General features: G+C 69.9%; 9 protein-coding genes. 3 read left to right on the top strand and 6 right to left on the bottom strand.

The features are described 5' to 3' along the window. Window positions 1-2 precede the first annotated feature (2 nt). The 4 genes from smc to AAF430_02065 form a co-directional block, all read right to left on the bottom strand. A complete protein-coding gene (gene smc / locus AAF430_02080) occupies window positions 3-3,707 on the bottom strand; it encodes a chromosome segregation protein SMC (protein MEM7409008.1) in 3,705 nt (1,234 codons plus the stop codon). A gap of 181 nt (window positions 3,708-3,888) precedes the next feature. Then, complete coding sequence (locus AAF430_02075) at window positions 3,889-5,856, bottom strand: ABC transporter ATP-binding protein (GenBank protein ID MEM7409007.1); 1,968 nt, start codon at window positions 5,854-5,856, stop codon at window positions 3,889-3,891. Next, window positions 5,853-7,676: an ABC transporter ATP-binding protein gene (locus AAF430_02070; GenBank protein MEM7409006.1), complete on the bottom strand. Its 1,824-nt coding sequence runs from the start codon at window positions 7,674-7,676 to the stop codon at window positions 5,853-5,855. Before AAF430_02070 ends, AAF430_02075 begins: the two co-directional genes overlap by 4 nt. Further along, a complete protein-coding gene (locus AAF430_02065; protein ID MEM7409005.1) occupies window positions 7,673-8,371 on the bottom strand; it encodes a TIGR04283 family arsenosugar biosynthesis glycosyltransferase in 699 nt (232 codons plus the stop codon). Before AAF430_02065 ends, AAF430_02070 begins: the two co-directional genes overlap by 4 nt. Before the next feature lie 117 nt (window positions 8,372-8,488). Here AAF430_02065 and purM point away from each other — a divergent pair, with 117 nt between their 5' ends. The 3 genes from purM (at window position 8,489) to AAF430_02050 (ending at window position 12,966) form a co-directional block, all read left to right on the top strand. Next, window positions 8,489-9,577 (top strand): phosphoribosylformylglycinamidine cyclo-ligase, encoded by a 1,089-nt coding sequence (gene purM / locus AAF430_02060; protein MEM7409004.1) that lies wholly within the window; start codon window positions 8,489-8,491, stop codon window positions 9,575-9,577. Next, a complete protein-coding gene (locus tag AAF430_02055) occupies window positions 9,577-10,962 on the top strand; it encodes a hypothetical protein (protein MEM7409003.1) in 1,386 nt (461 codons plus the stop codon). Before purM ends, AAF430_02055 begins: the two co-directional genes overlap by 1 nt. A gap of 78 nt (window positions 10,963-11,040) precedes the next feature. Beyond that, window positions 11,041-12,966: an ABC transporter ATP-binding protein gene (locus tag AAF430_02050; protein ID MEM7409002.1), complete on the top strand. Its 1,926-nt coding sequence runs from the start codon at window positions 11,041-11,043 to the stop codon at window positions 12,964-12,966. Here AAF430_02050 and AAF430_02045 read toward each other — a convergent pair. Beyond that, on the bottom strand, window positions 12,963-14,099 hold the full coding sequence (locus AAF430_02045; GenBank protein ID MEM7409001.1) for a glycosyltransferase family 4 protein: 1,137 nt from the start codon (window positions 14,097-14,099) through the stop codon (window positions 12,963-12,965). The genes AAF430_02050 and AAF430_02045 overlap by 4 nt on opposite strands. 16 nt (window positions 14,100-14,115) lie before the next feature. Further along, on the bottom strand, window positions 14,116-16,257 hold the full coding sequence (locus AAF430_02040; GenBank protein ID MEM7409000.1) for a bifunctional (p)ppGpp synthetase/guanosine-3',5'-bis(diphosphate) 3'-pyrophosphohydrolase: 2,142 nt from the start codon (window positions 16,255-16,257) through the stop codon (window positions 14,116-14,118). Between the last annotated feature and the right edge of the window lie 43 nt (window positions 16,258-16,300).

Raw genomic sequence — 16,300 nt, 5'->3', positions numbered from 1 at the left:
GCTCAGTGCATCTCGACGGCGACGAGCTTCGAGACGCCCTTGCGTTCCATCGTCACCCCGTAGAGCACGTCCGACACCTCGATCGTGCGCTTGTTGTGGGTGATCAGGACGAACTGGGAGTCGGCCGAGAGCTCGGTGACGATCTCGTTGAAGCGGCCCACATTCGCGTCGTCGAGCGCCGCATCGACCTCGTCGAGCAGGAAGAACGGCGACGGACGCACCTGGAAGACCGCGACGAGCAGCGCGATCGCGGTGAGCGTCTTCTCGCCGCCCGAGAGCAGGTTCACGTTCTGGAGCCGCTTCCCCGGCGGCATCGCCATGATGTCGATCCCCGCTTCGAGCACGTCCTCGCTGTCGGTGAGCGCGAGGCTCGCGCGCCCGCCGCGGAAGAGCCGCGGGAAGTTCTCGGAGAAGCGTTTGCTGATCGCCTCGAAGGTCTCTCGGAAACGACGTCGACTGGTGCGGTTGATCCGCGCAATCGCGTCGCGCAGCGAGGTGAGCGTGTTCTCGAGGTCGGTCTTCTGATCCGAAAGGAAGCGGAAGCGCTCGTTCAGCTCTTCGTGTTCCTCGATCGCGCCCAGGTTCACTTCGCCGAGTGACTGCAGCTTCTTCCGGACTTCGGTGAGCTTCTCCCGGCGCTCGGCCGCCGGCGCCTGGGCGAGCAACGCGTTCGCGCGCGCGTCCTTCGCCGCGTCGGGGGACGGCTCTTCGGCTTCGGCACCGGCCTCCGGGTTCGCCGCCTCGGCGGGCGCGGTGGCATCGGCCGGCGCCGGCATCGGCGCCACTTCGCTCGTAGGCTCCGTCGGCGCCTCGCCTTCGGGCTCCGGATCGGCCACCGGCGGCTCCCAGGTGGCGAGCGCCACGCCCCACTTTTCCTGGATCGACTCGTCCAGGTGGCTCAGCTTGAGCTCGCTCTCGCGCAGGCCCAGTTCGGCCTGAGACAGCGCCTCGCGCTCCCGGGCGATCTCGGCACGCAGCTCGCGCACGGTTTCTTCGAGCTCCTGGACTTCGCCGGACACCCGCTCGAAGGCCTCGCGCTTCTCGTCGTGGCCGGCGCGGGCACGCTCCTCTTGCTGCAGGGATCCCTCGAGCTTGCCGCGGGCCGCTTCGATGGTGGTGGCGAGCTGTTCGCGGCGCGCGTCGGCTTCGCCGATCTCGGTCTCGCGCCGCTGGATCCAGGTGCGCGCTTCCGTGAGCGACGCGAGGGTGCGCTCGCGGGAGCCGCGCAGCCGATCGCGCTGTTCGGCGCGGCCACTGTGTTCGACGCGGCGCTCGGTGGCGACGCCTTCGAGGCGAGATACCTCGCGGGCCGACGATCCGAGTTTCAGCGCCAGGGCATCCAGCGCGCGCTGGCGCTCACCGCGATCGTTGCGGGTGTCCTCGAGGGTGCGCGTGAGGCGCGTGCCTTCGTCGCGCAGCGACTCGAGTTCGGCGAGCAGCTCGGAGCGCTCACTGACCCGACCCTCCTGGACCTCGCCGATCGCCTTCACCCGCTCGCGGGTCCGCTCGAGATCCTTCTCGTGATTGGCGACGGCCAGAGCGGCGGTGTGGTGCCGGTTGCGCAGGTTCTCGAGCTCGTCGCTCGCGGTGGCGAGCGCTTCTCGCGCCGCGTGGTGCGCGCTGGCCGCGGCCGCGACGTCGGTCTCGAGGCGCGTCACCTCGGCGTCGAGCTCGCGGACTTCGCGCGTGCGCGCGAGATGTCCGCCGACGCCTCCGGCACCGCCGCGAACCACGCCGTCGGGTGCAAGCAGGTCGCCCTCGGCGGTGACGAAGGTGGCCGGGATGCGGCCCTGGCCGTAGACGCGCAGCGGCTCGGCGAGATCGTCCACCAGGTACACCCCGGTGAGCAGAGCGCGCACCAGGTCTTCGCTGCCGGATCGCGGCCGCACCTGATCGAGGAGCGCCGTCCCCATCGGCACGAAGCCGGCCGGCTCGGCACCGGCCGCACGCTGGGCCACGAACACGGCGCGCCCCGCGCGGCTCTCGCGCAGCATCTCCAGGGCCGACAGGGCGCCGGTCGGCGTGTCGACCACCACCGCCTCGGCGCGATCGGCGAGCGCGGCCTCGACGGCACGCTCGATCTCGCGATCGGCCTCGAGGAAGTCACGCACCAGGCCGCGCAGTCCCAACCGGGTGCGGGTTCCTTCGTCGCGCTCGAGCAGGTGGCGCGTGCCCGCCGCGACGTCGTCGCCACGCTCGAGCACCTCACGCAACGAGGTCAGGCGCGCGCGCTTCGCTTCGCTCTCCTCGCGCAGGGTCCGCAGGGCGCCATCGGTCTGACGCTCGGTCTCGACGGCCTTCGCGTGGGTGTCGAGGGCGTTGCGGACCGCACCCATCATGCGGTCGCGCTCGGCGAGCAGGTTGCGCAGCCCTTCCTCGAGGCGGTGCTGCTCGGTGTCGGCCCGCGACGCTTCGCCCTGCCCCACCTCGAGCACCTCGTCGGCGCTGCGCAGGCGCGACTCGAGCTCGGCGGTGCGGTCTTCCACGTAGGCCAGCCGGTCTTCGCCCCGCGCGATCGCGGTCAGCACGCCGACGAGCGCGGTATTCGCGGTCTCTCGCTCGCGCTCCAACTCCTGCTGCCCACCGCGCGCCGTGCGCACCGATCCCTCGGCTTCGGCGAGCGACGCGGCCCCGGACTCGACGGCCTGCTCGACGGCGGCCAGCTCGGCGTCGAGCTGGGCCAGTTCCCGATCGTGGGTGGCGCGCTGTTCGCCGAGTTCGGAGAGCTCGGTGCGACGCGCCTCGACCAGTTCGGCCAGCGATTCGCGCTCACGACGGCCGTACTCGATCTGGCCCTCGCACTCCTTGATCTCGCCGCGCAGGGCCAGCAGCGACTCGCTGCCCTGGGTGAGCACCTGCTCGCACTCGCCGAGCTCGAGGCGCTTCTGCTGCACGCCGAGTTCGCGCTCGGCGAGCTGGGTCTCGAACGCGGTCACGGCGTCGCGGCGCTGCTGGAGGCCGCCCTGGGCCTCCTCCATCGCGGTGACGAGTTCGCGTCGGTCGTCGGACGCGAGCGACAGCTCGAGGACGCGCAGGGTCTCGCGCAGCCGCTTGTAGCGCGCCGCCTTGCGGGCCTGGCGCTCGATCGAGGAGATCTGGCGCTTGATCTCGGTGAGCACGTCGTTCACGCGCAGCAGGTTCTGCTCGGTCGACGAAATCTTGCTCTCGGCCTCGCGCCGGCGGGCCTTGTACTTCCCGATGCCGGCGGCTTCCTCGATCAGCAGGCGTCGCTCTTCGGCCTTCTGAGAGACGATCTCGGCGATCTTTCCCTGCTCGACGATCGTGTAGCCCTTGGTGCCGATGCCCGTGTCCCGGAAGAAGTCCTGGACGTCGCGCAGGCGGCAGGGCGTGCGGTTCATCAGGTATTCCGAGTCGCCCGAGCGGAACAGGCGACGCGTGATCTGGATTTCCTGGTAGGCCGCGAAGGCAGGCGGCGCCGTGCCCTGGCTGTTGTCGAAGCTCAGGGTGACCTCGGCCATCCCCACAGGGGCGCGCCCCTCGGAGCCGGCGAAGATCACGTCCTCCATGCCCTTGCCACGCAGGCGTCGCGGGGCCTGCTCACCCATGACCCAGCGCATCGCATCCACGACGTTGGACTTGCCGCAGCCGTTGGGACCGACGACGCCCGTAATGCCGGGCTTGAACTGGAGCACGGTCTTGTCGACGAACGACTTGAACCCGTGAAGTTCCAGGGACTTGAGCCGCACCTGTCCTCGCCTTGGTTCCCCGAGAGCCGGGATCCTCCACACGCGACCGGACGCCGAGCGACGTCTTGCGGACGCACTTGTGGAGATCGGGCGATCTTGGGGAGATGGGTGGCGGAGGGGAGGTATCGAGTTTGTAACACCCCCCCGACGGGGACTCAAGCACCGTCGGTGAAGACGCGGATCAGGCTCCGGCTGCGGCGGCCGGAGGGCCCTCCTGAGGCGCGTATTGGAGCCGGTAGAGGCGCTCGTAGTACCCCCCGAGGGCAAGCAGCTCGTCGTGGCGGCCCGACTCGACGAGCCGCCCCTTGTCGAGGACGTAGATCCGGTCGACGTCCTGGATCGTCGACAGGCGGTGGGCGATGACCAGCGCGGTCTTCCGCTCCATCAGCACGTGGATGCCGTCCTGGACGAGGGCCTCGGTCTCGGTGTCGATCGCGCTGGTGGCCTCGTCCAGCACCAGCACGTCGGCCCCGTGAGCCAGCGCCCGCGCGAAGGAGAGCAGCTGACGCTGGCCCGCCGAGAAGTTCGTGCCGCGCTCGCGCACGGCCGTGGCGTAGCCCTCGGGCAGGCGCTCGATGAAGCGATCGGCCTGCACTGCCGATGCCGCCCGGCGAACCGTCACCGTGTCGATCTCTGGACGACCGAGCGCGATGTTCTCCTCGACGGTGCCGCTGAACAGGAAGACGTCCTGCAGCACCATCGCCACCCGCTGCCGCAGATCCTCCTGCGACCACTCGCGCAGGTCGACGCCGTCGATGCGAATCTCGCCCCGGTTCACGTCGTAGAGCCGGGTGAGCAGGTTGATCAGGGTGGTCTTCCCGGCGCCGGTCGCACCCACGAAGGCGGCGCGCTGCCCCGGCTCGACGCGGAAGCTCACGTCGCGCAGCACCCAGTCCTCGCCCTGGTAGGCGAACCAGACGCCGTCGAACTCGACGAGCCCGCGCTGAGCCTCGGGGAGCCGTGGGGCCGCTGCCACCTCGTCGCGGTCGAGCACGCGGGGCTCGGTATCGAGCAGCTGGAAGATCCGCTCGCAGCTCGCCATCGACGACTGCATCACCGAGTACTTCGCCGACAGGTCGCGCAGCGGCATGAAGAAGCGGCGCATCCAGTCGATGAAGACGTAGAAGGTGCCGGCCGCGGCGACGCCAGCGCCCTGCCAGATCACGATGGCAATCGTGATGTAGGAAGCGAATTCGACGACGGCGAAGAGCGCCGAGTCGTACCGGATCGACTGAAGCCAGGAGTCGCGGTGGTCCGCGTTCATCGCGTCGAAGTCCCGGAAGTTGCGCTTCTCGCGGGTGAAGAGCTGGACCACCTTCATCCCGGTGACGTTCTCTTGCAGGTAGGCGTTGATGCGCGCGATGCGGACGCGCACCGCCCGGAAGGCGTTTCGCGCCTTCAAGCGGAAGACGAAGGCCGCCACGGCCAGGACGGGCACGATCAGGAACGTGAAGGTCGCGAGCCGCGCATCGACGAGGAACAGCGCCGTCGCCAGACCGATCATCTTGAAGACGTCACGGATCAGCGCGGCAAAACCCGCGGAGAACATCTCGGCGACGTTCTCGACGTCGTTCGTCGCGCGGGTGACGAGCCGTCCCACGGGCATCGTGTCGAAGAAGCCGAGGTGGAGCTTCTGGATGTGGGCGAACACCTCGCGCCGCAGGTCGCGCATCGCCGACTGGCCCGTCCACGACATCACCAGCTGATCGAAGAACATCAGCAGCGCCGACGACGCCATCACCAGGAAGTAGAGGATGGCCAGCCAAAGGAGCGGCGAGAGGCCCTCGGGGGCACTCAGGACATTCCCGGCCGCTGCCGCGGCATCCTGGAGCCAGCCGGGAAGGGAATCGAAGGCACCGGGTTTCGCCTCGAGCGGTGCCGCGCCCGTGACGCGCGGCACGATCTCCTGGTCGATGCCCGTCTTGATGATCCACGCCGGCGCCAATTCGAAGAGCAGCAGCGGGAACAGGAAGAGCACGGTCACCGCGACCTGCCGCCAGTAGGGCGCCACGTAGGCCCACAGGCGGCGCAGCAGGCGTGTGTCGTAGGCGCGACCGAGCGCCTCTTCTTCGAAGAGGGCTTCGCGCTGGCGGTCGTCGGGGCCGGCGTCGGGTGCCCGCTCCGGCGTTGACGGGGCCTGTGCGCTCACGACGCCTGCTCCGCGAACCCCGGCGTGTCGGCCGGAGCTTCATCGTCTTGTTCCGCCGCCAGACGGGAGTACAAGCCGCCGCGCGACAACAGCTCGGCGTGGGTCCCGCGCTCGAGAATGCGCCCTTCGTCGAGCACCACGATCTGTTCGGCGTTGCGCACCGCGCTGACGCGCGACGACACGACGATCACCGTTCGGCCCTCGAAGACGCGATCGAGCTCGGCCTGGATCGCCGCCTCGGTCTGGGCGTCGACGGCCGAGAGCGTGTCGTCGAGGATGAGGATGGCCGGGTCGAGCAGCAGCGCGCGCGCCAGGGCGGTGCGCTGGCGCTGGCCGCCCGACAGCATCACGCCCCGCTCGCCCACGATCGTGTCGTAGCCGCGGGGCAGATCGGCGACGTCCTTCGCCAGCTGTGCGCGCCTGGCGGCCTCCTCGATCTGTTCCCGGGTCGCGTCGGGCTCCCCGAACGCGATGTTCTCGGCCAGGGTCGTCGAGAACAGAAAGGACTCCTGGGGAACCATCGCGATGTGACGCCGCAGGGTGTGGAGCGGGATCCGCTGGATGTCGACGCCGTCGATCAGGAGCTCTCCGGTTTCCACCTCGAACAGGCGCGGGACCAGCGACGCCAGCGTGCTCTTCCCGGCGCCGACGGTCCCGACGACGCCGAGGGTGCTGCCGGCGGGCACGTGGAGGTCGATGTCGCGCAGCGCGGGTTCGCGCACGCCGTCGCCCGGGTAGGCAAAGGAGAGGTCGCGGAAGGTGACGTCGCCGCGCAGGCGCTCGACGGGCTCGGCATCCGGGTGATCGGCGATGTCCGGGACTTCGGAGAGCAGCTCGTCGATGCGCTGCATCGACGCCGCGCCGCGCTGCACCAGCGCCACCACCCACCCCATGATGAAGGTCGGGAAGGTGAGCTCGTAGATGTACATGGCGAAGGTGAAGAAGTCCTGCACCGCCATGCGCCCGGCCATGATGTCGCGACCGCCGACCAACAGGATCAGCCCCATCGCCAGCGCCGGCAGCATGCCGGTGATCGCGGGCATGGCCGCGTTCGTGCGCACGAGTCGCAGGTTGCGGCGGTAGAGCTCCTGGTTCGTGTCCTCGAAACGACGGGCCGTGAGCTTCTCCATCGCGTAGGCCTTCACGACGGCGATGCCCGAGATGGTCTCCTGAAGCTGGTTCGATGCGTCGGCCAGCCCTTCCTGGGTCAGCAGACTCCAATGGTGGATCGAACGCCCGAGCCAACGCGCCACCAGGATGAAGAGCGGATAGGGCGCCAATACCAGGAGCGCGAGGGTCGGGTTGATCGTGAGCATCGCCCCGATCACCGCGATGTAGAGAATCGGCGTCTGCAGCAGGTTCAACAGGCCGACGCCCATGAACAGGCGCACGTTGTTGATGTCGTTGACGCAGCGACTCATGATGTCGCCCGTGCGCCAGCGGAAGTAGAAGCTCTGGGGCAGGCGCTGCAGGTGGGCAAAGATGTCGTCGCGCAGCTCGTATTCGATCTCGCGCGCGGCGTCGAAGACCAGGGTCCGGGAGTAGAAGCGCAGGATCGCGCGCAGCGAGGTCACGCCCGCGAGCCAGCCGACGCGACTCACGACTTCCTCGACCGGGAGCCCCTCGACGACGGCGCCGACGCACCAGCCGACCAGCATCGGGACGGCGACGAAACCGGCGACGTAGCCGAGCGTGACGACGCTCCACAGGGCGTAGTGGCCGCGGTTCCGGCCGACGTAGCCGGCCAGCCGCCGCAGTGCCGAGCGGGCTCCGCCCTCGGAGGCCTGAGCGGCCTCGGGAGCGACCGTGCTCGCGCTCATCGGCCCATCCAATCAGCCAGCCGCGCGCGATCGATGTCGAGGCGCCAGGCCGACAGCGCCACCCAATGTCGGATCAGGGTGCGGACCACGCCCTGCTCGCGGTAGCGACGCGCCGAGGTCGTGACCCGCTCGCGCAGCATCACCAGCCGACCGTGCTCCTTCAGCCGCGAAACCAGATCGAGATCTTCCATCAGCGGCACCTGGGGCACCCCGCCGATCGCGTCGAGCACCCGGCGCCGCAGGAAGATCGCCTGGTCCCCATAGGGGAGCCCCCACAGCGCGATGCGCACGCGGACGAAGCCCTCGATCCAGCGCATGGTCGGCGAACGCTCGTCGAACTCCAGGTGGAAGGCGCCACCCGCCACGGCCGGATCGCCCAGCGCCCGCCGCACCGCGGCGGACCAGCCACGGGGCAGTCGCGTATCCGCATGGAGAAAGAGGATGGCTTCTCCCCCGCTGGCCTCCGCGCCAGCTGCGAGTTGACGGGCCCGTCCCGGCGCACTCTCGAGCACGCGGGCCCCCGCGGCTTCGGCGAGGTGCCGCGTCTGATCCTGACTCCCACCGTCGACGACGAGGACCTCGATCGCGGAGCCGGTCGACGGAGCCGTGGGCGCCGGCGAGTCGAGGGCTCCGAGGATGGTGGCCTCGATGCGTTCCGCCTCATCGAGCGCTGGAATCACCACCGAGAGCTTCACCGGCGAATCATAGCAGCAGGCCTCCATGCCGCTGGGCGCGGCCGGCTCCCGGGCCGTCGGGAGAGATCGCGAACCCGCTGATTGCGCTCGGACTCTGCCTCCCCTATCCATCGCCGGGTGAGTGGATCGCCCGACGAACCCCAGGGGAGCGCACCGGCCTACGCCGCGTCGGGCGTCGATCTCGACCACGACGAGGGATTCGTCGACGAGATCCGGGACATCACGCGCTCCACGCTGCGGCCCGAGGTCCTTTCGTCCGTCGGCGGCTTCGCCGGGCTGTTCAAGGCTCCCGAGCGCTACCAGAACCCGATCTTCGTCGCGGGCGCCGACGGTGTCGGCACCAAGCTGAAGCTCGCCGCTGAGCTCGGCCGCTACGACACGGTCGGCATCGACTGCGTCGCGATGGTCGTGAACGACCTGATCGTCCAGGGCGCCGAGCCGCTCGTCTTCCTCGACTACGTCGCGATGTCGCGCCTCGACACCGACCGCGCGAAGCAGGCGCTCCGCGGCATCGCCGAGGGCTGCCGCCGCGCGGGTTGCGCACTGCTGGGCGGCGAGACCGCCACCATGCCCGGCGTGTACGACGATGCCGACATCGAGCTCGTCGGCTTCGGCGTGGGTGTCGTCGAACGCGATCGCGTGATCGACGGTTCGGGCATCAGCCAGGGCGACACCATCCTCGGGCTGGCCTCGGGCGGGTGTCACAGCAACGGCTACAGCCTCGTGCGCCGCATCGTCGACCAGGGGGTGAAGGCCGGGAAGGTCGACCTGCGCGCCGAGAACGCCGAGCTCAACACGAGCCTCGCGAGCGCCCTGCTCTCGCCCACCCGCATCTACGTGAAGACGGTCCTCAACCTGGTCCGCGACTTCACGGTCAAGGGGATGGCCCACATCACCGGCGGCGGCTTCCCCGGCAACATTCCCAGGGTGCTGCCGAAGGGCGTCTGCGCCCTGATCGATCCGGACAGTTGGCCGCGCCCCGAGATCTTCGGCTGGCTGCAGCGCCAGGGCGAAGTCGATCCCGACGAGATGCTGCGCGTCTTCAACTGCGGCATCGGGATGGTGGTGATCGTCCCCGACGCCGAGTCCGAGGACATCCTCGATCGCGTCCGCGCCCTCGGCGAGCGCGCGTACCGCATCGGAACGATCGAAGCGCGAGAGCCCGACGGCGAGCCGCTGCGCTACGGCGCCCTGCCCGGCGACTGATGGCCCCGCTCCCCGCGATCTCGAGTGCGGACGTCTTTCGCGTCCGCCGCTGGGACGTCGTGGTCCTCGGCACCGCCCTCCCCGGGCTGGTGGCCGCGGCGCGTCTCGGTCAGCGCGGGCTCCGCGTGCTCGTACTCGAAGAGACACCCGACGGCAACACGAACGACCTGCTGCGGGAACCCTTTCTCCTCGTCGGTGCCGAGCCGAACGGCCTGCTCGGATCCTGCCTGCGCGAGCTCGGCGTTCCGCTGATCGACCAGCGCCGCTTCGTCGCGGAAGAGGTCGCGGTCCAGGTCTGTGATCGCGAAGCGCGCGTCGATCTCGGCGCGGGAACCCATACCGCCGAGGAATGGTCGAGCTGGGGGCTGGCTCCGCGCGACGACGCGCGCGACTTCGTAGAAGCCCTCGATGCGGCGGCCGACCGCGAGCTGCAGATCCTCATGGAGACCTCGCTCGCCACGCGCGCGACCCAACGCGCCCGCGAAGCCCTGTCGCCGAAGCGCAACGGCGCGCACCGCGGCTGGCCTTCGGGGCTGGACCGTGCACCCGGCGGACTGCGCGCGCTGCTCGAAGCGCCCCTGTCCGCGCTTTCGAACGCCGGTGAAGTTCCGCTCCCGTCCGAGTCGCGCGCACGCCTGCTCGGGGGTCTATTGCGGGGCGGCGTCTCGATCGAGGGGGGCGAAGGACAGCTGCGCGCACTGCTGCGACGCCGCATCCAGTCGGTGTACGGCGAGTTCCGCAGCATCGAAACGCCCTTCCAGCTCGTTGCCGTCCAGCAGCAGCCGGGGCTCTCGGTCGAGGGCGCGCGAGAGATCTGGAGCGGGCGGGCCCTCGTCCTCAACGCGCCGATGGCGGCGCTCGCTTCGGTCGCCGAGGCGGAGACCGCCGAGCTCTTCGCGGCCCCGCCGATTCGCTGGCAGCGCTACGGCTTCCATTTCCAGGGCCCGGCGGGCCAGCTGCCCGAGTGCATGGCCGACCGCGTCATCTGGCGCGGTGACGACGGAGGAGCCCCCGTCGCGCTCCGGGTGTTCCGGCCCCGGCGGAGCGACCAGGCCTTCGACCTCGTCGCGAGCGTGGTCGCGTCCGCCGAAGACGCCGAGGCCGAAGCCAGGGCGGAGCAGCGCGTGAGTTCCGCCCTGCGCGACCTCCTGCCCTTCTCGGAAGAGGCACTGCAACGCGTCCCGCGCACTCCCCTGCAGTGGGACGACGACACCTTGCTCGCCGAGCCGACCCAGGGAAGCTGGCCGCGCTCGCCCCAGCTGCGTCTCTCGTCACGCCCGCTGGTGTTCCACCTCGACCGCGCCTCGGTGGCATCGCTGGGGAGCGATGGCGACCTCTGGCTCGGCTGGCGCGCGGGCGACGCGATCGCCGACGATCTGGCCTGAGCGGGAATCGCGCCCGGATCGCTACCTTCGGCGTCCGCCAAGCGCCCCCGTGACCGACGCCCCTGGAGGGGACCTCCGTTGTCCGACCCTGCCCAGCCCGCAGCAGACGCGCGCGAGAGCGCGATCTCGCGCCAGTCGCTCACCCGCCTGCTGCGCTATGCGCGCCCCTACCTCGGGCTGATCCTGCTGGCGATGGGCCTGGCCTGGCTCCTCAGCGTGGGGCAGTACGGCCGCGCCTATCTGATCAAGCCGATCTTCGACGACGTGATCACGCCGAGTCAGGGTGTGCAGGGAGCGGGCAGCTTCCTGCCCTTCGACCTCGACGACTACGTCCCCGGCGCGGGCGCGCCGCCGCCCAACGAGCCGGCCGACGCCGAGGAGGCCCAGGCGACCCTCGAACGCATCAGCGGGAGCATCAGCCAGATCATCGCGGCCGCCCTCGCGATCATCCTCGCCATGCCGATCGTCCACTTCGGTCGCGAGTACCTGGTGGCGTGGGTGCTCGGACGGATCGACGTCGACATGAAGAAGGAGATCTGCGGCCACCTGCTCGCACTGCCCCTGCGCTTCCACCAGGAGAGCAACCGCGGCGATCTCTTCGCGCGCATGATCGGCGATTCGGCGGTCGCCCAGGGCGCCCTCGGACTGGTCTTCGGCGATCTCGTCGAAGCGGTGGTGATGTTGATCGTCGGCGCGGCGGGGCTGCTCTTCGTCTCGTGGCAGCTCTCGCTGGTCATGCTGCTCGTCGGGCCGGGCATCTTCGCGGTGATCTCGCTGTTCGGGCGTCGCATCCGCAAGAGCGCGAAGAGCCGACAGGTCCAGGCCGCCGACGTGACGAGCCGTCTCGTCGAGATCCTCGAGGGCATCAAGGTGATCAAGGCGTTTCGCGCCGAAGACCACGAGATGCACGGGTTCGGACACAGCACCCACGGGCTCTTCCGACGCGGGATGAAGGTCGTGAAGAACCGGGTGCTGGCGCGCTCGCTGATCGACGGCCTCAACAACCTCGCCGCGATCGGCGTGCTCTTGATCGGGCTCTTCCTGGTGGTGGGCGGCTATTGGAACCTCACGATGGGCGACCTGGCGGCCTTCTCGGCCATCTCGGTCACGCTCTACCGCCCCGTGCGCACGCTGGCGCGAGGCTGGGTGCGCGTCGCCGACGCCCAGCCCTCGGCGGAACGCTACTTCGAAGTGCTGGACAGCCCGCTCGAGGTGGTCGATGCCCAGGACGCGGTTCCGATCCCGCGCCTCAGCGACGGCATCCGCTACGCCGGCGTCGATTTCTCGTACGGCCGCGAGCCCGTCCTCGCGGACATCGACTTCGAGATCCGGGCCGGCGAGATGATCGCGATCGTCGGTCCCACCGGCGCCGGCAAGACCACCCTGGTCGACCTGTTGCTGCGCTTCTACGACCCGACCGGGGGACACATCGAAATCGACGGGGTCGACCTGCGACGCGTGCGCCGCGACACCCTGCTCGACCAGATGGCGGTGGTCACGCAGGAGCCCTTCCTGTTCGACGGATCGATCCGCGAGAACATCCGCTACGGACGACTCGACGCGACCGAAGAAGAGATCCTCGCCGCGGCGCGCACCGCCCACGTCGACGAGTTCGTCGGCGAGCTGCTCGACGGCTACGAGACCATGGTCGGGGCCGGCGGCGCGCGGCTCTCGGGCGGACAGCGCCAGCGCGTCACGATCGCGCGGGCCCTGCTGCGTGACCCGGCGATCCTGGTGCTCGACGAGGCCACCAGCTCCCTCGACTCGCAGAGCGAACGGTTGGTGCAAGACGCCATCGATCAGCTCATGCCCGGTCGCACCGCCCTCGTGATCGCCCACCGGCTGTCCACGATTCGCCAGGCCGACAAGGTCGTCGTCCTGGAGCGTGGCCGAATCGCCCAGTTGGGCAGCCCGGACGAGCTCGCGAAGAAGCCCGGCATCTACCGCGACATGCTCTCGCTCCAGACGAGCGACGGGGCCGACGATCCGACGACCGAGGGCTAGCTTCCCGCGCCCGTGGCGGCGTAGAGCCCGGCGACGCGGGCTTCGAGACGCGCCGGGCTGAACTCGGCTTCGGCCCGCGCGCGAGCCGCCGCGCCGAACCGCTGACGCAGCGCGGCGTCGTCGAGGAGCGTTCCCCAGGCGTCGGCGAGCGCCGCCGCGTCCTCCTCCATGTGAAACCCGGTCTCGCCGTCGGCGATCAGCTCGGGCAAGGCGCCGCGCCGCGACGTGACCGCTGGGAGCCCGCAGGCCTGGGCTTCCAGGAGCGCGCGACAACCTCCGTCGGAGCCCGGCACCAGGAAGGTGAAGACGTCGAAACAGCGCAGCACGTCGACGAAGTCGTCGGTGCGGTAGCCGGCGAAGACCACGCGATCGGCGATGCCCAGCGCCTCGGCCGGGCGCTGGGCCGTCTCTTCGATGTGGGTGCCGCGTCCGACCACGACCAGTCGAAACGACGGATCCTCGGCGGCGCGGCGCGCCGCGGCTTCGAGCAACAGATCGAAGCGCCGGTGGCGCTGGGCGCGCGCCACGATTCCCACCACCCGGTCTTCCGGAGACAGCCCGAGCGACTCGCGCACGGCTTTGTCCGCCGGTGCCGGCCGAAAGCGCTCGAGGTCGATGGCACCGTATACCGCCGCGGTGGGCCGCCCGCCGCGCAGGCGCGCGTTGGCGTCGGCAGAGGCCTGGGACACGCACTGCAATCCATCGGTACCCGGCCCGAAGAGCCAGCGATTCCAGGGCAGGGGCGGAATCGGCTCGGCGATCTTGTAGGCGCGCACCACCCGCGTCCGTCCTTGACGCCGCCGGCGCGCCGCGGCGCGCAGAGCCAGCACGTGGTCGCGCGTGTGCCAGGTGTGGACGACGTCGAAGCCCCGGGTCTCGATCAGATCGCGGAGCGCGGCCGTATCGGCGCGGTCGCGCCAGAGCCGGACGCCGCGCGAGCGGCTCAGCTCGACGGCCGGCGGGAAGCCCGCTTCGATCGCGCGCGTGCGCAGCGACGGCTCGCTCTCGGGCGGCGCGGGCGCGCACACGAGGGCGACCTCGTGGCCGGCGTCGCGCTGGGCCGCGGCGAGCTGGACCATCGGGGCGGCCGGGCCGGTCCACTTCCAGTCACTGGTGAGCTGGAGGATCTTCACCGGAGCGCGCGAGGCCTCATGTGCGCAGACGCTCGACGGAGAGCACGCCCTTGATCTTGCGGATCTCCTTCATCACCTCGTTCAGGGTGGCCACGTCGGGCACGTAGACGTCGAAGGTCTGCTCGGCGAGCTGGTCGTTGGTCGTGGTGACGCGCGCAGCGCCGATGTTCACGCCCTGGGCCGAGATCGTCTTGGTGACGTTCGCCAGGAGGCCCGGCTGGTCCTGCGAACGCACGCGCATCTTGATCTTGCGCGGGACGTCGGCGTCGGGGCCCCACTCGACGTCGATGCGACGCTCGGGGTCGAGCTCGAAGATGCGCGGGCAGTCGTTCAGGTGCACGGTGACGCCGCGACCGCGGGTGACGAAGCCGGTCACCTCGTCGCCGGGCAGCGGTGCGCAGCAGCCTCCGAAGCGCACCAGCACATCGGGTTGGCCGCCCACCTGGAGGCCCCGGGTGGGGTCCTTGCGACGGGCGCGCTTCGGCTTCGTCTTCGGCGTCGGAGTGACCGCCGGCGCTTCTTCGCCCGCGAGCGCGCGAACGATCTCCTTCGCGGCGATCCGGCCGTAGCCCACGGCCGCGATCAGGTCGTCGGCGGTGCCCCGCCCGTGGCGCCGGGCCACGTCGTCGAGCCCGTCCTGCTGGAGCAGCTTCGGCAGGGAGAGGCCGGACTTGCGCAGCTCGCGCTCGAGGATTTCGCCTCCGAGCTCGCGGCTGCGCTGCTTCTCCTCGGCCCGGATCGCGTGACGGATCCGCGTGCGCGCCTTCCCCGTGATCACGAACTCGAGCCAGTCCTTGCGGGGGCGCTGGTTCGGGCGGGTCACGATCTCGACCGTGTCGCCGTCGACGAGCTGATGGCGCAGGGAGACGAGCTTCCCGTTCACCTTCGCTCCCGAACAGCTGTCGCCTACCTCGCTGTGGATGGCGTACGCGAAGTCGACGGGCGTCGCGCCCACGGGGAGACCGATCACCTCGCCCCGCGGCGTGAACACGAACACCTCGTCGGGGAAGAGGTCGACCTTGATGGTCTCGATGAACTCGTTCGGATCCGAGAGATCCTGGTGGCGCTCGATCAGCTGGCGCAGCCAGGCGAACTTGCCGTCGTCCGAGTCGGCCGAGACCTGGCCGGACTTGTACTTCCAGTGCGCGGCGATCCCGAGCTCGGCGTCGCGGTGCATCTCGCGCGTGCGAATCTGCATCTCCATCCGCTCGCCGTAGGGGCCGATCACGGTGGTGTGGAGCGACTGGTACCCGTTCGCCTTCGGCAGGGCGACGTAGTCCTTGAAGCGTCCCGGCACCGGGCGCCACACCGAGTGGACGATCCCGAGGGCCGTGTAGACGTCGGCCGTCGTGCCATCGAGGATGATGCGGAAGGCGATCACGTCGTAGATGTCGTCGAGGCTGACCGCCTCGCGCTCCATCTTCGCGTGGATCGAGGCGAGCTCCTTGAGCCGACCCGTGACTTCGACGTCGAGGGCGGCGTCGCGCAAGCGCGCCGACAGAGCGCCGATCACCTCTTCGATGTAGCGGCTGCGCGCCTCGCGCTTCGAGCGCAAGCGCCGCTCCAGATCGCCAGCGGCCTGGGGCTCGAGGGTGCGGAAGGACAGATCCTCGAGCTCGGTCTTCATCCAGTTGATGCCGAGCCGGTGCGCGAGCGGCGCGTAGATATCGCGGGTCTCCTGGGCGATGCGCCGCGAGCGATCCTCGGACACATAGTGGAGCGTGCGCATGTTGTGGAGGCGATCGGCGAGCTTGATCAACAGGATGCGGATGTCCGTCGACATCGCGACGAGCATCTTGCGGAAGCTCTCGGCCTGGCGCTCGCGCGTCGACTTGAACTCGACGTGGGCGATCTTCGTGAGGCCCTCGACCAGGAACGCCACCCGATCGCCGAACAGTCGCCGCAACTCGTCGAGGGTGGTGAGCGTGTCCTCGATCGTGTCGTGGAGGAGCCCCGCCGCGACGGTCACCTCGTCCATCCGCAGGTCGACGAGGATCGACGCGACCTCGATCGGGTGGATCAGGTAGGGCTCACCCGACAGGCGCTCCTGCCCCTCGTGGACCTTCGCGGAGAACACGTAGGCCCGTTGGAGCAGGGACAGATCGCACGAGGGATCGTATTCGAGGATCCTGTCCGCGATGTCGTTGAAGCGCAGCAACCGCCGGAAAACCCCTTGGAGATCGAGTGGTTCCAAGGAAAGT

It is taken from the genome of Myxococcota bacterium (assembly GCA_039030075.1).
GTDB lineage: Bacteria > Myxococcota_A > UBA9160 > UBA9160 > SMWR01 > JAHEJV01.
The sequence above is the reverse complement of the archived record's forward strand: the minus strand, read 5'-3'. Positions and strand labels throughout refer to the sequence as shown.

Coding starts and splice junctions, on each gene's coding strand:
- AAF430_02070 (MEM7409006.1), bottom strand. CDS start 7,676: ATGAGCGCGAGCACGGTCGCTCCCGAGGCCGCTCAGGCCTCCGAGGGC.
- AAF430_02055 (MEM7409003.1), top strand. CDS start 9,577: ATGGCCCCGCTCCCCGCGATCTCGAGTGCGGACGTCTTTCGCGTCCGC.